The 22,458-nt window shown below is 50.7% G+C and carries 23 protein-coding genes; 9 read left to right on the top strand and 14 right to left on the bottom strand.

From position 1 onward, the window contains the following. The first annotated feature begins 2 nt into the window (after positions 1–2). Both I2D94_RS14645 and I2D94_RS14640 read left to right on the top strand, forming a co-directional pair. Positions 3–479, top strand: coding sequence for a hypothetical protein (locus I2D94_RS14645; RefSeq protein WP_072683658.1), 477 nt, complete (start codon positions 3–5; stop codon positions 477–479). A 257-nt stretch (positions 480–736) separates the two neighbouring features. After that, on the top strand, positions 737–1,519 hold the full coding sequence (locus I2D94_RS14640; RefSeq protein WP_072683659.1) for a hypothetical protein: 783 nt from the start codon (positions 737–739) through the stop codon (positions 1,517–1,519). Positions 1,520–1,561: 42 nt separating this feature from the next. On the opposite strand, the gene I2D94_RS14635 is transcribed toward I2D94_RS14640, so the two are convergent. The 8 genes from I2D94_RS14635 to I2D94_RS14600 all read right to left on the bottom strand — a co-directional run bounded on the left by I2D94_RS14635 (position 1,562) and on the right by I2D94_RS14600 (position 9,198). Further along, positions 1,562–1,825 carry a helix-turn-helix transcriptional regulator gene (locus I2D94_RS14635; protein ID WP_072683660.1) on the bottom strand — a complete coding sequence of 88 codons (264 nt, stop codon included), beginning with the start codon at positions 1,823–1,825 and terminating at the stop codon, positions 1,562–1,564. A 467-nt stretch (positions 1,826–2,292) separates the two neighbouring features. Next, positions 2,293–2,733 carry a peptidylprolyl isomerase gene (locus I2D94_RS14630; protein ID WP_195397456.1) on the bottom strand — a complete coding sequence of 147 codons (441 nt, stop codon included), beginning with the start codon at positions 2,731–2,733 and terminating at the stop codon, positions 2,293–2,295. A 57-nt stretch (positions 2,734–2,790) separates the two neighbouring features. Beyond that, the gene (locus I2D94_RS14625) at positions 2,791–3,288 is read right to left on the bottom strand and encodes a GNAT family N-acetyltransferase (protein ID WP_195397455.1); all 498 of its coding nucleotides are present in this window, start codon (positions 3,286–3,288) and stop codon (positions 2,791–2,793) included. A gap of 3 nt (positions 3,289–3,291) precedes the next feature. Next, entirely contained in the window at positions 3,292–5,076 is a 1,785-nt protein-coding gene (locus I2D94_RS14620) for a DUF885 domain-containing protein (protein ID WP_195397454.1), read from the bottom strand. A 74-nt stretch (positions 5,077–5,150) separates the two neighbouring features. Next, a complete protein-coding gene (locus I2D94_RS14615; RefSeq protein WP_195397453.1) occupies positions 5,151–6,704 on the bottom strand; it encodes an ABC-F family ATP-binding cassette domain-containing protein in 1,554 nt (517 codons plus the stop codon). 696 nt (positions 6,705–7,400) lie between these two features. Continuing rightward, positions 7,401–7,706: a hypothetical protein gene (locus tag I2D94_RS14610; RefSeq protein WP_195397452.1), complete on the bottom strand. Its 306-nt coding sequence runs from the start codon at positions 7,704–7,706 to the stop codon at positions 7,401–7,403. A 14-nt stretch (positions 7,707–7,720) separates the two neighbouring features. After that, positions 7,721–8,308, bottom strand: coding sequence for an HdeD family acid-resistance protein (locus tag I2D94_RS14605; protein WP_195397451.1), 588 nt, complete (start codon positions 8,306–8,308; stop codon positions 7,721–7,723). Between the two features lie 92 nt (positions 8,309–8,400). Beyond that, on the bottom strand, positions 8,401–9,198 hold the full coding sequence (locus I2D94_RS14600; protein WP_195397450.1) for an HAD hydrolase family protein: 798 nt from the start codon (positions 9,196–9,198) through the stop codon (positions 8,401–8,403). Positions 9,199–9,309: 111 nt separating this feature from the next. On the opposite strand from I2D94_RS14600, the gene I2D94_RS14595 reads away from it, so the two are divergent. The 3 genes from I2D94_RS14595 to I2D94_RS14585 all read left to right on the top strand — a co-directional run bounded on the left by I2D94_RS14595 (position 9,310) and on the right by I2D94_RS14585 (position 12,190). Next, positions 9,310–10,101 (top strand): methyltransferase domain-containing protein, encoded by a 792-nt coding sequence (locus tag I2D94_RS14595; protein WP_195397449.1) that lies wholly within the window; start codon positions 9,310–9,312, stop codon positions 10,099–10,101. A 69-nt stretch (positions 10,102–10,170) separates the two neighbouring features. Further along, positions 10,171–10,908 (top strand): carbon-nitrogen hydrolase family protein, encoded by a 738-nt coding sequence (locus I2D94_RS14590; RefSeq protein ID WP_195397448.1) that lies wholly within the window; start codon positions 10,171–10,173, stop codon positions 10,906–10,908. A gap of 118 nt (positions 10,909–11,026) precedes the next feature. Then, complete coding sequence (locus I2D94_RS14585) at positions 11,027–12,190, top strand: glycoside hydrolase family 88 protein (RefSeq protein ID WP_195397447.1); 1,164 nt, start codon at positions 11,027–11,029, stop codon at positions 12,188–12,190. A 341-nt stretch (positions 12,191–12,531) separates the two neighbouring features. Here the strand turns inward: I2D94_RS14585 and I2D94_RS14580 are convergent, their stop codons facing one another. Further along, positions 12,532–13,368 carry a MurR/RpiR family transcriptional regulator gene (locus tag I2D94_RS14580; RefSeq protein ID WP_072683671.1) on the bottom strand — a complete coding sequence of 279 codons (837 nt, stop codon included), beginning with the start codon at positions 13,366–13,368 and terminating at the stop codon, positions 12,532–12,534. A 239-nt stretch (positions 13,369–13,607) separates the two neighbouring features. Here I2D94_RS14580 and I2D94_RS14575 point away from each other — a divergent pair, with 239 nt between their 5' ends. Beyond that, complete coding sequence (locus I2D94_RS14575) at positions 13,608–14,036, top strand: PTS sugar transporter subunit IIA (RefSeq protein ID WP_072683672.1); 429 nt, start codon at positions 13,608–13,610, stop codon at positions 14,034–14,036. Then, entirely contained in the window at positions 14,033–14,518 is a 486-nt protein-coding gene (locus tag I2D94_RS14570; protein ID WP_072683673.1) for a PTS sugar transporter subunit IIB, read from the top strand. The genes I2D94_RS14575 and I2D94_RS14570 overlap by 4 nt, the downstream gene beginning before the upstream one ends. A 118-nt stretch (positions 14,519–14,636) precedes the next feature. Here the strand turns inward: I2D94_RS14570 and I2D94_RS14565 are convergent, their stop codons facing one another. The 4 genes from I2D94_RS14565 to I2D94_RS14550 form a co-directional block, all read right to left on the bottom strand. Then, positions 14,637–15,572 (bottom strand): hypothetical protein, encoded by a 936-nt coding sequence (locus tag I2D94_RS14565; RefSeq protein WP_195397446.1) that lies wholly within the window; start codon positions 15,570–15,572, stop codon positions 14,637–14,639. Positions 15,573–15,673: 101 nt separating this feature from the next. After that, entirely contained in the window at positions 15,674–17,083 is a 1,410-nt protein-coding gene (locus I2D94_RS14560; protein WP_229056902.1) for a metallophosphoesterase, read from the bottom strand. Positions 17,084–17,242: 159 nt separating this feature from the next. Next, positions 17,243–17,719: a DUF1648 domain-containing protein gene (locus tag I2D94_RS14555; RefSeq protein ID WP_195397444.1), complete on the bottom strand. Its 477-nt coding sequence runs from the start codon at positions 17,717–17,719 to the stop codon at positions 17,243–17,245. Between the two features lie 393 nt (positions 17,720–18,112). Continuing rightward, positions 18,113–20,053 (bottom strand): FAD-binding protein, encoded by a 1,941-nt coding sequence (locus tag I2D94_RS14550; RefSeq protein ID WP_195397443.1) that lies wholly within the window; start codon positions 20,051–20,053, stop codon positions 18,113–18,115. Between the two features lie 180 nt (positions 20,054–20,233). Between I2D94_RS14550 and I2D94_RS14545 the strand changes: the two genes are divergently transcribed. Then, positions 20,234–21,130, top strand: coding sequence for a LysR family transcriptional regulator (locus I2D94_RS14545; RefSeq protein ID WP_072683678.1), 897 nt, complete (start codon positions 20,234–20,236; stop codon positions 21,128–21,130). Positions 21,131–21,271: 141 nt separating this feature from the next. Continuing rightward, entirely contained in the window at positions 21,272–21,904 is a 633-nt protein-coding gene (locus tag I2D94_RS14540) for a polymer-forming cytoskeletal protein (RefSeq protein ID WP_072683680.1), read from the top strand. Positions 21,905–22,080: 176 nt separating this feature from the next. Here the strand turns inward: I2D94_RS14540 and I2D94_RS14535 are convergent, their stop codons facing one another. Beyond that, a complete protein-coding gene (locus I2D94_RS14535) occupies positions 22,081–22,374 on the bottom strand; it encodes a hypothetical protein (protein WP_195397442.1) in 294 nt (97 codons plus the stop codon). Positions 22,375–22,458: the final 84 nt, after the last annotated feature.

Below are 22,458 nucleotides of genomic sequence, written 5' to 3'. Positions count from 1 at the left end.
TAATGAAGAAAAAAGCGATTCTTGGTTTCATGACCGGTGCGGCGATCGTCGCGGCGACCACGGGGTCTTATGCGGCGTGGGATAAATTGAGTGTTACTAATGCACATCTAATTACAATTGCTAAGCCCGTTACAGTCACGTCCACATTATCAGGGGCTGATGAATTTAGTGTTTCAAACAACGAAGATAGTCGTGCTTTAGAGTCAGCTCCTGTATATACAGTTGAGATGCCAATTTCTGTTGAGCCATCAAATCATGAGGTTAAATTGACTCCTTCCGCAAGTTTATCTGGTGATATTACTAATAATAACCCTACTATTGAGGTATACAAGGGGGCGGAAAAGATTGATCTTACCAAACCGATTGATGCAGGAGATTATACTATAAAAGCTGCATTTACTATGCCAGATGATGCTCCTACTAGTTTAGATGATGTAACTGCTACAATAACAGCGACGCTCGTTCCAGCGACTAATTAGTATATATTTAAGCCATCTTCGGATGGCTTTTTTAAAAGTATCTTTGATTCTAACCTGAATACTGATAAAATAGAGATAACTGCGGGGATAGTAACATGGGGACAAAGAAAAAGTGGAGAGTTAAACCGAAGATTGTAAATTGGATATTCCGATTTATATCTTTTGTTTTGTTCTGCTATATCTTGGGAATGTTGTTCTTTCCCGATACCATGATCAAACTAACCGGTTTTCAATTCTATACGGTATTGAGCGGAAGTATGGAACCGAAGATTCCAACCTATTCGCTGGTGTTGTCGAAGAACATACAATCCGATGATGAGCTGGTTCCCGGTACAATTATTACCTTCCATGCGAACCGGCTGGGGGAAGATACAGTATTGACGCATACTTTAGCCAAGACCGAAGTAGAATCGGATGGCCGGGTACGGTATTATACACAAGCCTATGCTTATGAAGGGCTGGATGAATATCACACATACCGGCAGGATATCGTCGGCATCTACGTCATGCACGTTCCTTTCCTGGGGAAGATCGTCTTGTTCTTACAGAGTCAGTATGCCTGGTTCATCATTCCGATAGTGGTTGTCATCCTGTTCTTATCGTGGATCGTAGAACTGTTGATGGAGCGCAACGAACTGATCGGCAAGCGCAACGCGGATAAGTTAACCAGCGATCTGAAAGAGATCGAACAGGCTGAGTTCACCTTCGACAGCACAACCATTCAGAATTCCTTCCTTGTCGTCAAAGGACTGGTCGTTTATTCCGGACAGTGGCAGACGCCGATCGCCCGGATCGACTTTATGAATGAGAAATATGAAATTCTCGATACGGCACTGTTGTATCTGCGGCCGAAGAAATCCAAGCTGGAGCACAAGCTGAAGTGGGTAGCGGTGGTCAAATATGACAAGAAAATCAAATATCAGGACGCTCATCTCTACTCTCTGGATTATCCGTTAAGTGAGAAAGAGAAAAAACAGCTGAAGAAAAAGATCAGGAAAGAAAATCGCATGCTGAAAAAATCCAAGTCGAGGGCAGTCTGAAAAAGACTGCCTTTTCGTTGGATTCCTGTTAAAAGCCCGGCGTCAGCCGGCGACTTCGTTTTCCTCCTCGACGAATTCATACATGTTCATTTCGTCAAAATCACAGAATTCAGCGATGGTCATATTAAAACCTAACGCTAATTGATGAATCGTCGCGATTCCCGGATTCTTGGTATGTCCTTTGATGATGTTCTCCAGAGTGGACGTGCTCACGCCGGACATTTCGGATAATTTGTAGAATGAAATATTTCCTCTTTGTTTGCATAATTCCCGAATTCTATTCGATATCAATGTGACGTATTCCATAGTTCAGCTTCCTTTCTTTTGTTTTTTGCGGTTCTATGATAGCAACGTGGTTTCCAGATTATTCCCATATATGGCAATAATATTTTTGCAGGTAAATAATTTTGAAAGAATAGCTGAAAAAGAGAACGAAGAATTATCACGTAAACTAAAAATAAGTAGAAATTTCAAATAACATTTATTGCGAAAGAAGGAGGTAAAAAATAAATTTATCATTTTTTCTTATTTCTACTAATTTCAATTAAATAGGAATTACATCCTCTATCATAATCAATTTTTACAGATAATAAATACATTGTTTATTTCAAGTTTTTCATGAATTTATTCATTTTTTGATATATATTTTTTATGATGCCTGAAAACTTAGGAATATAAGTGCCGGCAAGAAGGAAATCAGACCCGGCCAAAGAAAAACTCTGCTTCTCCTGAAATCCTTGCTTTGGGAGAAGCAGAGTTAAATTAAAGATTGATTATTCTTCAGTGATTTCCACCTTGGCCATGACGTCGCCGTTGCGCATGGCGCGGACAGCGCCGAGGTTGTCCGTCACCTGACCAAAGACCGTGTGCACGCCGTCCAGATGCGGCTGCGGATCATGACAGATGAAGAACTGGCAGCAGCCGGTGTCCTTGCCGCGGTGAGCCATCGACATCGCGCCCGCGATATGCTTGTGCGGATTGTTTTTCGTTTCGCAGGGAATCGTGTAGCCCAGATCGCCTGCGCCGGTGCCATACGGGCAGCCGCCCTGGGAAACGAAATGCGGAATGACGCGGTGAAAAGTCTTGCCGTTGTAATAGCCTTCCTTAATCAGCTTGACGAAGTTGGCGACGGTGATCGGCGCTTCGTCCGGATACAGCTCAAACGGAATTTCCGCTCCGTTGGCCATCGTAATTTTACCTTGAATTAAACCCATAATTTGTTCGCTCCTTTTCTTTCCTTCTTATTCTACTCTATTTTCAAAATCCTTGCATTAAGATTCGCAGGTCAGCCGGTACCGCACAACAATCTGCGGCGTACCCATGTCTAACGTCTTTTCCACAGGCTCGGCCGTAAATCCGCAGTGTTCATAAAACTGGCGGGCCTGGACATTCGACTTGAGAACCCACAGGACAATTATGGAATAGCCGCGCTGGCGCAGCTGATCAATTCCTGCCTGCATCAGCTGCTTGCCGATCCCCTGACGTTGAAACTGGGGCAGCAGATACAGCGCCACGATCTCGCCCAGCAGTTCACCGTTGTTTTCTTCCCTGCCGATCCGGCAGAAACCGACGATCTTGTCCGCCTGTTCTGCCAGCCAGATCTCCGCGCAGCCATTTCGCTTAAACGTTTCCAAGCTGCGCTGAAGGGTGCGGGTTTTCAGAAATTCGGGATCGATCAGCCGGCATACGCGGCCTGCCAGCTCAGTGCGTGAACTTCTGCCAGACCCTGTGCATCCTGCGGACTGGCTTGACGGATTCTCATTCAGCATTCCTCATTTCTGGGATTGGATATACGTCTGGACGTCTTGTTCAATCAAGTCAAACGGACGCGGACCGTTATCCAGGATCACGCTGTAAAAGTCCTTCTGATCAAACCGATCCGACAGGGCTTCGCGGGCTTGATCGCGCAGCTGTTCCATCTTCATTTCGCCCACGCCGTATGGCAGCAGCACGCCCGGGTTGGCAACCAGCTGAGGATAAATCTGTGCCGCTGCGTCTTCATAGCCGAAATTGCTCAGGTAGCTTGTCAGATCTGCTTCGCTCCAGCCTAAGCCGTTCACCCCCATATCGCACAGGGATTGCAGATAGTAGCCGAACATTGCGTTGATCTGCAGGGTTTCAATCAGATTTTCATCGTCGATGCCCAGCCAGCGGTAAGCTTCCAGCGCGATGATTTCCGCCCAGCCTTCCGCGTAGGCAGTTTCCGAAAGGACACGGCGGATCGGGTGAGGATCGGTATTCTGAAAATAGTTATGTTGGTAACAATGTCCCGGAAAGCCTTCATGCGCCAGCGTAGTCCACAGTGTTTCGGAATTGTCGGCATAGGCAGGGTTGACCTTCATAATATTTTCCGTTTCCTGATCCAGCGGTGGAATCAGATAGTAGGCGATCGTATTCTCGCTGGCGATACTCGCATCAAGGAAGCTGACGGTATAGCGGATCGAGGGGATTTCCGGCACCACTTCCGTCATTTTCTTTTCAAATTCCGCTAACAGCTCCGCCGCGTCGACGGTCGGGAATTCCACAGCTTCCAGCTTCTCCAGCAGGCTTGGATCCTGCTGGAGAAGCGTCTGCATGCGCTGCAGCTTCTGAATCAGGAAATTCTCCAGCTCACTGGCCAGCTCCATGATCGTCTGATCGGTGCCGGTTTTGGCTTGCATCAACAGCTGGTAATAAGCGCGGCCCTGCTCGCCATACGCTGCCGCCAGACCGCCCTGCCCCTTGGCGCTGCCGCGCAGGGCTTCCAGTTCTTCCCGGACATGACGGTAGCTTGGCAGATAGGTTTCCTTCATCAGCGTTTCATTCTCGTTGGCATAGCGCTGACGCTGCTCGTCGCTCAGGCTGTCAATCGCGGCCAGCTTTTCCTGAAAATTAACGATCAGGGCATTGTCGTCTACCTTTTCCACAAACCGGTCGATTTCGGCCAGCGTGCTGTCGAGGGTTTCATCCTGCAGGAAGTAGCCGCGCCGAGCCTGGTTTTGAGTATAGGTCACAGCTTCGTTAAGATAGCGTTCTACATCCGCCAGCAGCGTCAGATACAGCTGGACGTCCTCTTCCGTTTCCATGCGGAACTCGAGGAAGTTCTGATTTAACGCGCCGATCAAGCCTTGGTTCGGCTCGAACAGAAATTGCAGGGGCATGTATTCGTTCATCGCTGACGTTTGTTCCAGATCGCGCTGCAGCAGCTGATAATTGAGCTGCTGGACGGCCGTGAGATCCTCCGGCTTGAACTTCAGTAAATTCTGCAGCGCGGCTTCGGTTTCCTGTTGATGGCGCAGTTCATCGGCTTCGCTCAGACTGCCCAGCGTCATCGGTTTCTCACGGATGCCCAGAGCCGCGGGATCCGTCGCTGAAAAATGCAGCGTCAGGGCGTCCTGCGTCAGCTGGCGGCGGGTTTCCTCCATCAGGAATTCATCGAAAGCTTTTTGAACTTCCGTGGTTCCCGTCTGCGCTTGCGGCGCGGGACTCGCTTTTTTTGCGGAAAACAGCGCGCAGCCGCTGCCGGACAGGATCAGCGCGGATGCCGCCAGCGCCAGTCCGATTTTTTTCAGGTTCATGTTTTTCCTTCTCCTTTCGACGACGTCGGTTCGTCATCGTTAGTTTAGCATCAAAGCGGGCGGCGCATACGTGATCAGCGGCGCAGACTGACTTCGCTTAAATCCCAGACGACGTCTGCCAGATCGGTGTAGAATTCTTTTTCATGACAGACCAGCAGCACCGTTCCCGGATATTCAGCGATTGCTTTGTGCAGCTCGTCCTTGGCGTCCTGATCGAGATGGTTGGTCGGTTCGTCCAGAAAAAGCACGTTATACGGCGTGTTCAGCAGCTTGCACAGCCGCAGCTTCGCCTGTTCCCCCCCGGACAGCACCATCACCTGACTTTCGATCTGATCCGTCGTCAAGCCGCACCGGGCTAACGCGCTGCGGATTTCATATTGGGAATAGGCGGGATAGGTCTGCCACAATTCCTCGATGCAGGTGCGGCGGATCGGCTCGGTGATTTCCTGTTCAAAATAGCCGATCTGTACATGCTCACCCAGCTGGACGGAACCGCTGACCGGTGGGATCAGCCCCATCAGGCTTTTCATCAGCGTTGTCTTGCCCAGTCCATTCGCGCCGGTAATCACCACTTTCTGACCCTTTTCCAGCACCCGGTTGATCGGTTTGGACAGTGGTTCGTCATAGCCGATCACCAGATCGCTTGTGGAAAAGATGACCTTGCCCGGGGTTTTCCCCATCTGAAAGCGGAACGTCGGCTTCGGCTTTTCCGCGCTCAGCTCAATCCGTTCCATCTTCGCCAGCTTCTTTGCGCGGGAATTCGCCATGCCGCGGGTCGCAACGCGCGCCTTGTTGCGGGCGACGAAATCCTCCATTCGGGCAATTTCCTGCTGCTGACGCTGATACGCCGCTTCCAGCGCCAGCTTGTTCTGTTCGTACAGGCGGTGGAATTCGTCGACGTTGCCGACATAGCGGGTCAGCCGGCAGTTTTCCACATGGTAGATGAGATTGACGACCTCGTTGGTAAACGGCATATCGTGAGAAATCAGGATAAACGCGTTTTCATAGTTCTGCAGATAGGTTTTCAGCCAGCGGATATGCTGCTCGTCGAGATAGTTGGTCGGTTCGTCCAGAAGCAGAATGTCCGGTTTTTCCAAAAGCAGCTTCGCTAACAGAATTTTCGTGCGCTGGCCGCCGGACAATTCGCTGACGTCCCGATCCAGCCCGATCTCGCTCAGCCCCAGCGCCTGGGCGACTTCCTCAATCTTGACGTCGATCTGGTAGAAATCATGGTGTTCCAGCGTATCCTGCCATTCGCCGATCTGTTCCAGCAGCTCGTTCATCTCGTCTTCCGTGCAGTCTGCCATCTTTTCATAACCGGCCGTGATCTGTTTTTCGATATCGAATAGCCCGGCAAAGGCCTGCGCCAGAGCGTCATGGATCGTCATTCCCGGTTCCAACACGGCGTGCTGATCCAGATAGCCGACCTTCACGTTCTTACTCCAGGTGATTTTTCCTTCCTCCGGTTCCAGCTTGCGCGTAATGATTTTCATAAACGTGCTCTTGCCCTCGCCATTGGCTCCCAGCAGCCCGACGTGTTCGCCTTTTAACAGGCGGAACGAGACGTCCTCAAAAATACTGCGGCCGCCAAAGCTGTGGCTGCAGTGCTCCAGTGTTAAAATACTCATAGTCTAACCCTTCCTTATTTAATTTGATACGATAACGGATTCAGTGTAACGAATGGCGGTGAGGTTGTCAATTCCAAGCACGGATTTCAGCATTTTTCTTAGGCTTCAAAATAAAAGTTTGAAGACCTTACTGAATTTCAGCGGAAGCCAAACTTTTCACTTTTATTCATGTTCGGGATGATCGGCTCAAGCTCATAGTGCTGCCCCCTTCTTATCAGCTTCAGGCACGCATGACTGCATCCTTAAACTGGATTCCGGTTGTTCGCGCACCCTTATCAGGACACAGCCGGGCAAGTTCCCGCCTTATCACTTTGCCCCATCCCTTCCGGCAGGATCCTGCGTCAAAAGTTCAAGGGCCCCAGATCCGGTCTTTTACCGTACATTCCGAGAAAACGACATTTCCCATTACTTGAAGCTGTTTTCAGCTTCTCATTTTGTGAAAATTACGCAGTCAAGCCTTGTAAATTACGCTTTGACGAATCTCCCTTTAATGATGATCCTTGTAATGGACACAAATCTGCCAGGTTTCTTGATCACAACACCATCATCCTGCCCCGCAATCTGCGCCCCCGCAAGGGAAGGAAGCAAATGCAAATCTTGTGATACATCATAAACTGCTTTTATCCGCTGTCCTTTCTTTCAATCCTAAATAAAACCCGGTAAAATCCCGGGTCAACTTTGTCAGATCATCGTTAATTAATCAATGTTTTTGAGCACGGCCAGCTGGCGCTGAAGATCGGCGATCGTCATCTGCGAGGTGCGCACCTGTTCCAGCCAGTTTTCCACATCCTGCATCTCCCGCTCTTCTTCCCGAGCCGACGCATAAGCCCGGCCAATTTCCATGTACGCCGTATTCAACATCTCTTCCGTGGCTTTCAGCTGTCGTTTCAGTTCGATCTGCCGTTTCGTCTGATCCAGCTTGTCCTTCGCCCGCTCCGTGCCCTTTTCCGCGGCCTGCGCAACGTTCTGGACAAGCTTTTCCGCCTGTTTCTTGAAATCCATTTCTGATTCCTCCCTTACCGGTTTTTAAAGGAAAGCATTTCGACAAACAACGCGATGCCTCCCAGTATACAATATGCCGCAATCAGCGTCGTCAGCACGATCGCCGAGCTTAACGGACTGATCAGAAAGCAAATTCCCGCGATCACCGAAAGCACGCCGCCCGCCATCGCCATGCCGGAACCCTCGACCCGAAAATAGTTCAGCTTCATCGCGTAATCAAGCTTATGAATTCCAATCACAATCGCGCTGACGCCCAGGAGGACGGCGAACACCGTGATGACCATTTCCGCATCGGCCCGCAAAAGCAGAACTGCGATCAACAGATCGAACAGCCCGCGGACAATCGTCAAACTTTGCCGAAACAGCGCGCTGGTTGACAGGTAATCAAGAATTTCCACGATCCCCACCAATCCGAGGATCACCGCAATCCCCCGCTCAATCCACAGGACGACCGACTGCGGACAGAACAACAGCGCGATGCCCAGCACGACCAGCGCCGCCGCCAGCCCCAATCCCATCCGGCGCAGGGAACGTAATTTACGGTTGATTTTATTCTGCATTTCATAAAAACTTTCCTGACTGCCTGAACTAAAAATAAACATAAAACCGCCTCCATTTTTCATTCAGCGTTATTTCTTTCTTTCATTATTCGCTTCTTTTCCCAGCTTGTCAACCTGCGCAGCCGGAAGTGCTCTCAATCTGCCAGCAGCCTGTCGATCAAATCTGCTACCCCTTCCTCACGGCAGCTTGCCAGCTGCGGCCAGCCACGGTCTTTCAGAGTTTGGGAAGCGTTGGCGACGATATAAGGATGACCGACAATTTCCAGCATGCTCATATCGTTCTCACTGTCGCCAACCGCGTACAATTCGCTTAACTCCAGATGCAGCTTGTTTGCCAGAGCCCGCACCCCAACCGCCTTGGTCTGATGCTGATCATGGATTTCCAGCAGCTCGCTGCTGGTGCGCATCAGCTGCAGCCCCAGCGCTTCCGGATGCAGCGCCTGCCGCAAACGCCGCGGAGTTTCCTCATCATGAATATCAATGAACATCAACAGTTTAACAACCGCCTGAGGATCAATCGAATCGCGCAGCACTACATGCGGATCCTTTAAAAATTCCAGATGATCGATCTGCGACTGCGGCATCGGCCGGTTGATCACAATCTCATCCAGCGTGTACGCAAAATACGGAATCCCCAGCTGATCCATCACGTCCATGCACCGCCGGCTCCGCGCCCCGACGCACGCCAGCCGCTCAAACCGACCGGTCGAGGGTTCTGCCAGAACACCGCCGTTGGAAGCAATATGCCAGCCTTGCCGCATTCTCAGCAAGGCGATCAAATCGTCAAACGCACAGGCGTTCTTGCCGCTGGCAAACACCAGCCGATGTCCGGCCGCCAGCCACCGCCGCAGCGCGGCTTCACTGCGGGGCGGAAGTTCCTTCATCGCTTCAATCAAGGTGTTGTCAATATCCAGAATCAACGTTTTCACCATAACCTGTTTCTCCTTTGCGCTTCGTATGAACAAGGCTTGTTCGTTGGAATTATTTTACCGTTTTTTATGTAAATATGCTACACTATCCCCATAAAAGAGAGGTCTTTGCTTATGATATCCTTCTTATGTCCGGTCTGCCGTCAGCCGCTGACGCTGAAGCAGTCGGTTTATCAATGCGAAAAACGCCACAGCTATGATCTGTCGCGTTTTCATTACGTCAATTTAATCCGCTCATCGAAGAAGATCCACGGCGATAACGCGGAAATGGTCAAAGCCCGGACACGCTTCCTGCAAAGCGGTGCTTACCAGCCGCTGAAAGCGAAGTTAACCGAATTCGTTCAGGCGCTCAATCCGTCGGCGGTGCTGGATTCCGGCTGCGGCGAGGGTTACTATACCGCGCTGTGCGAAACATTGAAAGATTGCGAATGCTTCGGGATCGACTTATCCAAGGAAGCCCTGAAACAGGCAGGCCGGAGTTGTCCTTCCGTTCATTTTGCGGCGGCGTCAGTCTTTGAGCTGCCGCTGCCGGATCAGTCGATTGATGTCATCTGGTCCTGCTTTGCACCGCTGGCAATGGCGGAGAATGCACGCGTGCTGAAAGCTCAGGGCAAACTGATCGTCGTTAGTCCCGGATCACGGCACTTATGGGGCTTAAAAGAAGTCTTATATGATACTCCGTATCTCAATCCGCAGGAAACGATGACAACCCCGGAGTTTGATCTGATCGAAGAACAGACGTTGCATTATGAAATTCAGTTGGAAAGTCAGGCGCAGATTCAGGATCTCTTTACGATGACCCCGTATTATTACAAGACTTCGATTCAGGACAAACAGAAGCTGGCCGTTTTGACGCAGCTGTCGACGGAAGTGGAATTCATCCTGCGGATTTACGAGAAAAAATAATCCTGATTACAAATTAACGAAATCCCGCTCTGTTAAAATTACCCGGGAAATAATCGAGGTGAGTTCACCATGAAAATCACACTGGCCGCCGCTTTCTCGATCCAGGGAAACATCAGTCAGAACATGGACAAAATTGAAGCTGTACTGCGGACGCATCCTGATCAGGATTTCGTCCTTTTCGGCGAGGCGTTTATTCAGGGCTTTAACAGCCTGAATTTCAATCCGGATCATGACCGGCAATTTGCTTTGGATCACGGCGATCCGCCGCTGCGCCGTCTGCAGGAAATGGCGAAAACGTTTCATTCCGGAATCGGCGTCGGGTATTTCCGATTTCATGCAGGAAAATGGACGAGCAATGATCTGATCATTTCCAATTCGGGAGAAATCCTGTTGGATTACGCGCGAATGTCGCCGGGCTGGAAAATGCCTGGCGCAAATCCTCAATTTTACACGGAAGGAAAGCAGAGCGGGATCTTCAGCTATCGGGGAAAACGAATCGGCGTACTGCTGTGCGGCGACGGCTGGACGGACGAGGTTGTTTCCGCGATGGTTTCGCAACAGCCGGACCTTGTATTCTGGCCGGTCTTCGTCTGCTTTCCTCTTGATGAATGGAAGCAGGAACAAGCTGAGGCGTATGCCGCTCAGGCCGCAAGCTTCGCAAAGCGGGTTGTGCTGATCAACAATCTGGACTCACCGGGGGTAAAGGAGCCGGCGCTGGGCGGCGCTTTCGATATTCAAAACGGACGGATTCGGGCTTCGCTGCCCTGGGCTCAGGAAGGCTGTCTGACACTGGAAATACCGGAATAACAATCCGGTTTTTTCTTTACCAGACAGGCAGATTAAATTTTCATTTCAACTTGTATACAAGATTGTTGAACTTCTTGCATAAACTTGCTACAATAGGAACATAGAGAGGAGATTTCTCATGAACTTTGCAAACTATCCTGAACTGACCGATACCGAGCTCAACGACGCGATCCATTACGCCGTCGAACAGGTGCGCAGCGGCTTGAACGATTTCACCACCAGCATGAAGTATCCCAACAGCGTCAACAATTTTTATCCGCAGATGGACAATACCGAATGGACCAACGGTTTCTGGACCGGCGAGGTCTGGCTGGCTTATGAAGCGACGAAGGAAGAGTGCTTCAAACAGACCGGTCTGACGCATGTCGAAAGCTTCTTAGACCGCGTCAACCGCAACATCGTGCTGGAACATCATGACCTCGGTTTCCTGTACTCCCCTTCCTGCGTTGCGGCCTATAAGCTGCTCAACGATGAAAAAGCCAAAGAAGCGGCGTTGAAAGCAGCGGACAAGCTGATCACCCGGTTTCAGGAAAAAGGCGGCTTTATTCAGGCCTGGGGTCCGTTGGGGGCGAAGGACAACTACCGCTTAATCATCGACTGTCTGCTGAACCTGCCGTTATTGTATTGGGCGACGGAAGTCAGCGGCGATCCGAAATATCGTGAAATCGCGCTGAAGCACATTCATACGGCGTTAAGCGTCGTCATCCGTCCGGATTATTCGACCTATCATACCTATTTCTTCGATCCGGAAACAGGCAAGCCGAGCCACGGCGTATCCCATCAGGGCAACCGCAACGAATCGGCCTGGGCCCGCGGTCAGAGCTGGGGCGTTTATGGTCTGGCGATCAGCTACAAATACACGCATAACCCGGAATATCTCGAGCTGTTCCGCCATGTCACGAAATACTTCATTGATCATCTGCCAGGTGATCTGATTCCATACTGGGATTTTGATTTCACCGACGGCAGCGATGAACCGCGTGATTCTTCAGCCAGCGCGATCGCAGCCTGCGGCATGCTGGAAATGGCGAAATACGTAGAGAAGGCGGAAGCTGACCAGCTGATCAGCGACGCCAGGCGGATGATCAAGGCTTTGTATGATCACTGCGCCGTCAAGGATCCGAAAATCTCCAACGGCCAGCTGCTCAACAGCACTTACTGCCGCAGCACCCCGACCAACGGCTGCCGTCAGCACGGCGTTGACGAATGCTGCAGCTGGGGGGATTACTTCTACTTTGAAGCGCTCACCCGCTTAAGCAAAGACTGGGAAATGTACTGGTAATCACTTTCCTGTACCGATCAAAGAAACAGCGTCCAACGGCGCTGTTTTTCTTATGGAGCCAGAAAGAGCTTTGCTTACAAAAAAAGGCGGCTGCTTTCCTGAAGAAGGCCCCGTGTTCTGAAAACGAGCCTGGATTTCCAATGGCTTCTTCTTAGCTTCTTTCCCGACGCCTCGCTGAGCCTGCTTTTTATTATTTGATTTCCTGCCGCTTTGTCAAAGAGGGCCGAAGCTCACGCATTTCCCGCAGTTTTAGAGTTAAAAAAAACGCAAAAGCGATCTCAGCCTTTACGCTCCTGCCTGCTTATCCAGCCGTCCGCGGAAGGGACGAATTCCGGTTATCCTTACAGATACGTTTTCTTTTTCCGGTATTGCCAGAACTGATCATAATGTTGTTGAAAATAAGCGGAGAAGATGAGATCACAGAGAAACTGCGCCGAACAGGCCGATGAAAAATTGGCGATCTTGATCTGCGGATTTTCCTTGCTGCAAAGAAATAACCGGTAGTCCGCATAATAATGCAGCTTCGGATCCAGCCGGCTGGAGATCAGCACAATCTTCGCCTCATGCATCCGCAGCGCCTTTACGCATTCCAGCATGTAGCTGGAAATTCCCGCATAGGAAACCACCAAAGCCACGCTGTCGCGATCGGCGGTACTGCACACCAGCCGCCCGTCCGTCAGTTCTGAAGGCATCTGGATATTCACCCCGATTTCCTGCAGCTTCTGCATCAAACTCCGGCCGATCAACAAGTTGCTTCCGCTGCCGATGAAAAAGATCCGCCGGGCCTGCGTCAGCGTCTCAACGATCGCCCGGAATTCCTTAAAATCCAGCATGCGCAGCGTATCGTCGACCGTCTGCTTGTAAATATTGGCGATGTTGGCCGTCAGGCTTTCAAGGCTGTCGTCAGAAGAAAAGGGCACGCTGAAGTCGACGTTCTGATACTGGCTGAGTTCTTCGTTCAACTCTTTCGACAACAACAATTTCAATTCGTTGAAGCCCTTCACTTCCATTTTCCGGCACAAGCGGAAAATACAGCTGATGGAGACATGACATTGTTCAGACAACTGGCGATAATCCATTTCAACCGCTTCCGTCGTATGCTTCAGAAGATATTCCGCAAGCGTTTGTTCATTCGCACTCAGCGAATGGGTATTTCTTAACCGTTCCCGGATATTCATGACAATCCCTCCTTCATTATAAAGAGACAATCGGGAAATGCAAATTTATCGGCTGAAATGACAATATTTTTTCGCTGGATTCTCTTATCTCACCAACAACTCAAAATTCTTTTCCAACCCCTTCCCTAACGCTGTTCAACCTCTTTTTGGCCGTTATAATAAGAGTAGAAGCGAGATACGGAGCCGGCAGCCTCTCGCCGGCGATCGATCTTCCTCTGAAGAAACGAGGAGATGAGTTTATGATTGGAATTCTGATCTGTGGTCATGATCACTTTGCCTGTGGGATGCGGGAAGCGGCGGAAATGTTATGCGGTCCGCAGGCTTATCTGCAGGCGCTGGACTACAAGCTGAACGAGGATCTCGACGTCTATCGTCAAAATCTGCGTAACCAGATTGAAGCCTGGGAGCCGGAAACCGAAGAAATCCTGTGTCTGTGCGACATTCAGGGCGGCTTTCCAATGGAAGCCTGCCTGACACAGCTTCCGGATAAGAAAGTTAAAATCATCACGGAGACGACCTTAACCTTACTGACCTATCTGCTTGTTCATCGCAATGGCAGCCAGAGTTCGCGTCAGTTAATTGACAACGCGCTGCTGGAAGCCAAAGAAGCCATTCATGTCATCGACCCGCAAATCTTGTTTGCGGATCAGAAAGGAGAAGCATCATGAGTATATTGAACATCCGCATCGACGAACGGCTGATCCATGGTCAGGTGGCTACCGTTTGGACAAATCAGCTGAATATTACACGTATTCTGGTCATTGATGATTTAGCCGCTGTTGACGACATCCAGAAAATCGCATTGAAAATGGCCTGCCCTTCTTCTTCCCGCTTATCCATTCTCAATGCGGAACGCGCGGTTCAGCGATTAAATGAAAACGCTTATGATAAAGACCGTCTGATGATTATCATGCGGGGGCCGGCTACCGCCAGAAAGGTTCTGGATCTGGGTTATTTCATGCCAACCATCAATGTCGGCAACATTTCGAATAAAATCGGATCCACGCGCATCAAGCATACTGTCTGCGTTACGCCGCAGGAAGCGGAAGATTTCCGTTACATCGAATCCAAAGGCGTCAAAGTGACGATTCAGATGCTGCCTCAGGATGAAAAACTTGATTTTATGCCAATGATTGCCAATATTCATTAATTTTCTTTTTCCATAAGTGCGCTGAAAAAGCGAAACCCAGCCCGGCTGCAACCCGGGCTGGGTCTTTTTCATTGGGCGGCAACAGCGCGGCGATTAAGAAAGACCTGGATTTCTGAAATCAAGCCTGCTCAATCAAAAGTCTGCGCTGGCGCGTCAGCTTTGCGCTTTCACGGCAGGCCTGATCCTGCAGCGCTGTCAGATGATCCAGCAGCGCTTGAATCTCCCTGCGGGTCCGTTCAGCCTGAACGCAGGCTTTTTCCACTCGCTCCGAAACGGTCCAGTCCGTAACGAAACTGTCAAACAGGATATCCAGAATTCGTAAAAACGGATCGAGCGTTAATCCCAGCGAGGGGTGAAGCTCCACATCCGCCAGCTCGCTTTCAAAACAACGCAGCTGCTCTTCCAGCTGCCGGGCCAGCTGCTGCGCCTCATCCAGACAGCGATGCTTCACAAAGCCGGTGATCATTCCGCCGCCAAACAAATCGACGGTCGCCCACGTCCGCGCTTCATCCATCTTTTCAACCAGCTGGCAAGCCAGACCCCGCGCCATTTCCCCGGCGTCGGCGGCTTCCCGCAATTCCTTCTGCTTTCGCTCCCATTCTCTCTGCCGCATTTCCAGCCGCAACAGGGCGTCAGCTTTCTGCGGATGTTCCTCCGCCAGCTGATCCGCTTTCTGTTCCAACAGCGATGCCCAACGTTTCCCGCAATCCTTCAGCGTATGAAGCTCCTGTTCGATCCGGGCGATCCGGGCTTCCAGTTTTTCCTGCTGCCGGCAGGCGGCCTCAACTCTGACGGCGGCGACAACCGCTTCCTGACGCTGCTCTGACAGTTTTTCATGCCACTGACCGTTAAGCCGTGCCCACAAAGCGGTCCAGCTGAAGGCTTCAAGCTGATCAACATCCTGTTCTTCCTTCTTTAATCGCTGCTTCCGCTGCCCGACTTCTCCATTCAACGTTACCTGCTGAGCTTTCAGGCGCTCCAACTGAGCCTTCAGTTTCACCTGCCGGTCCCGCTGTCTGCGGATTTCTTCCCATTCCTGATCCAATGCCGTCATCTTTGATTCTCCTCATCCTGTCTTTGTTTAACATGTTGCTTGTCCTATCGGTATTTTCAGTTTTAACGTCGCCCGTGGATTATCGGATTGGGCGCCGGACTTCAATACGCCACATGAACGTGATCTCCAGGACTTTGTTCAGTCCTGGTTAACAACGCCTTTAGCCAGCGTTTCCAGATGGTATCCGGTCCCAGCGTCTGCCAGGCTTGATAGCCGGGATGCGCAAGCAGCTCGGTCCGGACTTGATCGAGCTGACCCTGACGGTAGCTAAACATCGTCTGCTGAAACAAATCCTCCATCGCTTGCCGCTGTTCACAAGTTAGTTCCACATTTTTCAATGTAGAATCCAGCGTGTTTTGATTTGCCTGGCGTTGAGCCTGGACCGAATAGGCGGGAAAGTCGAGCAGATCGGGTTTGGAAAGTCCCTGCTTCTTCGCCCAGGTGGCGACGTCGATTGTCCTTTGCGTGTAGTCCAGCGCTCCCTGCGTGCTGATCTCGATGCGGCCATAGGTATTCGGCCAGGCAATCGGCATCGGCAGTACGATTTCCGTCAGACTTTGGGATCCGATCGTTTCCGTCTGAATATGCCCCGTGTGGCGGTGACCGCTGATGTGCGTCCTGATATTCAGCTGTTCCAGCAATGTTTTCGCCGCATCGGCCGTATGGACGATATCGTTGGATGTGGTCACGGTGTGATCGAGCAGATTGTGATGGCTGAACGTCAGTGTCAGCCAGCCTGACTCGCGCGCCTGATTTCCCAGTGTTTTCAGCCATTCCAACGTCGAGGCGGACAGTGTTCCTTCACTGCCGCCGGGTCGTTCACTGTTGGTATCGAGCAGAATCAACAGCACGCCGGCCTCGGTAAGCTCCGCGTAACTCAGCGATGCGGGATCGCGCGAATAAGCCTGATCATATCCGAATTCATGATACAGAGACACAAATTCCTCGCGGGTTACCATCGCCAGATCATGGTTGCCGCAAATCACCCGCACCGGTACGGTTTCATTCACTTTCCGCAGCAGTTCAGCCATTTTCTGATGATCCGATGCATCGCCCTGATTGACTAAATCACCTGTCAGGATAATGTAGTCGGGTTTCGCCGCTTCCATCTGTGCCAGCATCGCAGAAGTGATGGCTTCGTTGTAGATCATCTGCGGCACTACGGACACCTGCGACTGCAGCCGCTCGCTTTGATAATGAAGATCTGACGAGCAAAGCAGCGTTAATGGCGTCTTGAGTTCTGCAAAAGGGATCGCCGAGAGGGCCTGCGGTTGAGAGGGAATGGCCGGAACTGCCGTGCAGCCGCTAAGGCAGAGCGCCAGTCCCAGTATTTTCATCATCTTTTTTAACATCGGTCTTTTCCTCAGATTCTTTTTTATCCCATGACCCCATGCCTCGACCTGCCTCGGACATAACCGCAAGCGGCGGACATGGAATTTTCTGATCGCAGGCTTGAAGAATCCCGCGATTGGATATTTCTGGTTCTCATTGTAGCCAAATTTCAATGTCATTGCCACGACTTTGACCACTTTTTTTCGCAGTTTGGCAGCATAACCAATTCTCGGCCGCCAGACAGTTTCCCATACGCTTTCTTTCCAGACCACCGCGGATCTTTGATTGATTTTATCATCGGTATCCCAAACGTTGTCCTCACTCTCCGGCTATTGGGATCAGCGGTATTTTTTCGCAGTATGCACGCACCAGAAAATAGCGGCGCAAATTCCGACAGCCACGCTCAGCACAAACCCGAGGATCAACCCGACGGGCAGTGAACGGCCAGTCATGCTGAAATATTCCAGCAGTGCAAACAAGAGGACCACAAGCAGCTCTGCCAGGGAGAGAATCCTCAATGTAACTGCCTCAAGCGCTTCGCGGTTATGCTCCGTAACCGCGACCGGAATGTTCCACAGCTTCGGATGCCGGCTGACCCATTCCAAACCCGCCATCATCAGAATTGAAATCCATGGCAGAACCAGCAGCTCAGCTTTGCTTCCCCAGCGGTCGACCTTTCCGGCCACGTCGAAATGAGCCGGGATCCGATCAGGCAGAGAAGCCCATCGCAGAAATAAACTTATCAGCTGGACGATCACGATCAGCCAACATCCGTTTCGGCACCTTTGATGAAATTGCTTCGCTTTTTCTTTCATTTCTCATTCCTCCCCATGGACTCCAGCGAATTCCAACCTCCGCGCATTTTCCTTAGCTCCAGCCTTCCGCTGATCCCAAACCTTTTCAAGCCCTTTTTCACCAGAGAGGCCTGCGCCGGATTCTTCGTTTATTGTACGCGTTTCCGCATTCCCAATGCAATCCCTGACCTCGTGCAGAACTTTAAAATTGCAAAAAAAGAGCCTGCCCCTTATTTTGGGAAAGACAGACTCTTGTCAGGAAGCTATAACATTGAAGGATTGATATGAAGGAAAGACGGAAGTTGACTGCCAAAGCCGGAGGGAATCGCAGCCAGCCTCCCCGCGCCTTCCGGAATAGGGATCCTGCGGCATTGCTTTCCTTTCTGCGGATGAATTCGTTTTTACCGCTGAAGCTTATTTGAAGATTGCCTTTAACGCGTCCAACAGGTTGTTGGAATCCAGTGTGGCGCCGGAGATCGCGTCGACTTCGACATTCTGACCTGAGATCACTTCGTCGAAGAAGGCTTTCAGCTGGTCGTCGTCCATAAACATATTTTCGCGTCCGGATACGATTTCCAGGTTGGTAATTTTGCCGCCCTCAACCGTAGCCCGCAGTGTGTACTCGCCATGATTGCTCTTGATCAGCTGATCATACTGGCCATCCGGTTTCTTGGTGATGTCGATAGTTTCCTCAACCTCGCCGCTGACCTCCGTCGTGACCGTCGAACGGCCGCCGAATGCCGTATCCGCCGCAGCACGTCCGGTTGCGATGGCTTCCGCCAAGAACATTCCATTTTGATACAGGTTGGAAACATACGAGCCTAGCTCGCCGGCTTCGTACAGATTCGGAATCGGATTGTCATTCCAATCCAGCACCTGAGCTTTGACATTGCGTTCCGCGCCGCCGGTCGTCGCCACCAGCGTCGGAGTAATGCCAACGGCATAGAACGGCGCGGTATCAATCGGTTCCATTGTTTCCACGCTGCGGCCGAATTCGTCGCGCCCGGATTTGCATCCGGCATTGTAGTCGTCGATCGTGGCTTTCAGCGCTTCTGGATCGCGGCCCAGTTTTTCTGCCAGTTCTTCAATCGTATCGGCTTTGATGATCCAGCCCTTCGCCACTTCTTCGGAGTTATCGTCGGACCAGACGTAGCCTTCAGTTGTGATCGGCCAGCTCAGCCACTTCGTGACGATCGCGCCGGCCGTGCGGGTCTTTTCATCGAAGATCAAATCAACCGGCAGAGCGCGGTCATGCGGCAGATCGACATAATGGCCGTATTCCTTAAATTTCATGTGCTGACGATGATACGCCGCGGATTCGTTGTAGAAACGCTTGTTATCGGCGCAGACCTCGATCCAGCTCTTGCCGGCCATTGAGAAGTTGCGCATGAATGTCGCTTCGTGTTCCGGCACCTTGATGCCCAGCCAGAAGCCGCCCGACTGCGTCTGATTCTTCATGTGCCAGATCTTCGCGCCAGTGTTCATCAACGCGTGGATGCCATCGCCTGTGTTGCCCGGAGTCCCGCCGGTGTAAACAACGTCCATCCCATGGAAATCGCGCTGCATCTGTAAATTATTTTCGTAACCGCCGCAGGCCAACAGGACACCCTTATTGGCTTTGATGCGGATTTCCTTGCCATCCGCGCCCTTGGCGACGACGCCCTTAACCTCTTTGGTTTCCAGATTCTGAATCAAGCTTGTAAAGGCCGTTGAGAACATCAGTTCAATATTTTCACCGCGGTCGCGAACCGCCAGATCGAAACCTCTCCAGACGCCGCCGTATTCGAACGTCGTTCCGGCTTTGCGGACATGCGCGGAACAGCCCTTAAAGCTGGATCCGTCCAGATCCGGGAATTCCGTAACTAATGAGCCCCAGGCCAGCGGTCCTCCGCCGACATAGCCCAGCTCGTAGCCCACTTTATCAACCGTCGCCTGAATCCAGCCGCGCTGATCAGAGAATTCCTTCGCCATGAAATCAACATATTCTTCAGGAATCGGATTCGGCTGACTGCAGGCGATCAGGTATTTCTTAAAGGTCTCCAGATCATCCGGCGCCGGCACGATCACGGTCTGGCCGGATGCGATCGAGTTGCCGCCAGCCTGCGCTTCTTCCATTTTTTCCAGAATACAGATCTTGGCGTTGGGGTCAATGTCGTTGGCTTCCAGCGCGGCGGCTTCCCCCGCCAAACCATAGCCGACGATCAGGAAATCGCATTCCTTGTCAAACTTTTCCTCCGTTGTCGCAGCCGCCGGTGCGTCGTTGGACGAACAAGCACCTAACAGCCCCAGTGCCGCAGCCCCCGCGACGGTCGCGGCGCTGCCTTTCAAAAAGTCCCGTCGAGAAATATTCTTCATTTTCTTTCCCTCCTCTGGTTTCACATTGTGAAACTTTTGTCGATTTCATTATAGGATTGCAAGGGGTTTCAAACAATCGAAATACTTTATCGTTTAATAAAATTATTTTATTATACATCAAGAAATCTGATACAATGTGGTTAGCTGATCGTCAATATGATCACAAAGGGGGAATTGTCGTTGAACACCAGCCAGATCCGGGCTTTTCTTACCGTCGCTCAAACCTTGAGCTACATCCGTGCCGCCGAACTGCTCTATACCACGCAGCCGGTCGTCAGCTATCAGATCAAAGCGCTGGAAACGGAGCTGGGCGTCACCTTGTTCAACCGCACGCACCGCAGCGTGGAGCTGACAGCCGCCGGGTCCTATTTTTATAAGCAAATGGAACCGCTGCTGCGGCAGCTGGAAGCGATTGTTCAAACTGTACAGTCGATGAACGCCCAGACGCCGAAGCTGATTAACTTGTTAGTCCGCCGTCTGGCTGATTACGGCAAGCTGACGCAGATCATCAAAAATTACTCGGAGACATGTCCGCTGATTCATGTTAATATCCTGACGCAGGAGGATCGCGGCAGCCGTCAGCTGCTGATCACCGGCGAAGTGGAGATGGCCTTCTGTTATCAATACGAAGTGGAGAGTGATCCCAAGTTGAAATTTCTGCCGATTATGGAATCGCAGTATTACGTGCTTGTCAGTAAAACGCATCCGCTGGCAGCGTATAAATATCTGACTTTCGATGATTTGGCAGGCCAGAAGCTGATTCTGGCCAATACGGAGCTGCACCGCAATCCGCGGCTGATCACAAGGCCGCAGCTGCAGGCAAAAAAGATCGTAGTACAGACCGTTTACACAAGTTTTGACAGTATGTTGATCGCGGTGCAGTCGGGAATCGGTTTCACCATTCTGCCCTGCTCGCGGTCAAAGAAATTCTCCGGCTTATTGAAAATTCCGCTGAAGGATGTCAGACCGATGCCGTTAGGCATCGCGTGGTATGGCGCGCGGATGTCGCCGGAACTGGAAGCATTCATCGCGCTTGCTGAAAAGCAGAATGTCGAACAACCGCCCGCCATTGTATGATCCGTACTCAGTCATAGCCGGTATAACCGTAATCGAACCGCAAATTCAGGGCGTAAAAAAATCGTAAGATTTTTTCCAGCTTTCAAGAATTGACTTTCGCGTTAAAGCTGGAATAATGAATAACAGAAACAGGAGGGCTATATGTTTAGAAATCGCAAAAAACAAGAAGAACTGGATGACGAACCGGCATTCTTTGAAAACGTTGCAGCTCCTGCAACGGAAATGATACCCCAGCCAAAACAGGAGGAAGTGGAAAAAATGGAAAATAAGCAGACGATCAGCGCGGAGGAATCCGTATTAACCGAAGACGTAACGATCAACGGTGATCTGGAATGCGATTGCAGCCTGACGATTCTCGGTACCGTTAACGGCAGTGTGCATTGCGGCAAGGATCTGTTAGTGAAAGGCCAGATTAATGGTGATGTAACTGCGATGAATCTGGAATTGCGCAACGGTCAGATCGAAGGCAATGTGGTTTGCACGAATTCGTTAACCATGGATCGGGAGTGCAGCATCCGCGGCAATGTCAGCGCCGGAGAATGTCTGACCGACGGTCAGATCTATGGTAATCTGATGATTGCGGAAGACCTGCATGTTCAGAAAAACGCCTGGATTGAAGGCGATATCACAGCGAAACAGTTCAGTGTGCTGCAAGGTGCGCATCTGGAAAGCAAGATCGTCATGATCGAGCAGGCTGCTGCGGAAGAAACTGCCGAAGAAAAGGAAATCGAAGAAGTTTTCCAAACGGCGGACGAGGAAGAAGCATCTAATTAACCTAAAGGCACGCCGATGCGTGCCTTTTCCTTAGCTTTTTTAATTTTAAAGATTTTGAAACTGGAAAATAGTTTAACGGTATTGAAAGAAGGTGGAATACTGCTGAGAGATTCTTCATATTCTACCGGTATTTTACTCCTCTTCTCTCACTTCATTACAGCATCAAAAAAAGAAATTCATGCGTAATTTTTTATCTTCTCCGCAATCTGTTCCGCAGTCAATTCAGGATAGTTTTCATGACAATCCAATATTTGCCGAATACTTGATTCATCTTCATCCAGTATCTCTGCAATTTCCAAAACACTCATTCTTTTTTTCACATTTTTCAAAACCTGTTTAATCACTTTGCATAGTTCGCCTTGTTCACGGCCTAACCGTTTTCCCTGCTCAAGCCATTCCCGCTGACGATCCGCTCTTTCCAATTCCGCCATGATCGCCTTTGTTTCTCTGAAATAAGCTTCAAAGTCCATCGTCATCTCACTCATCTTCCTGACCACCTTTCTGAGATTCTCATCTTGTTTACAAATCTGCTCGATCCATTCCCGCTTTTCCGG

Source organism: Holdemania sp. 1001302B_160321_E10 (assembly GCF_015552275.1).
GTDB lineage: Bacteria > Bacillota_I > Bacilli_A > Erysipelotrichales > Erysipelotrichaceae > Holdemania.
Note: the sequence above shows the minus strand (reverse complement) of the source record. Positions and strands in the feature narration are given on the sequence as shown.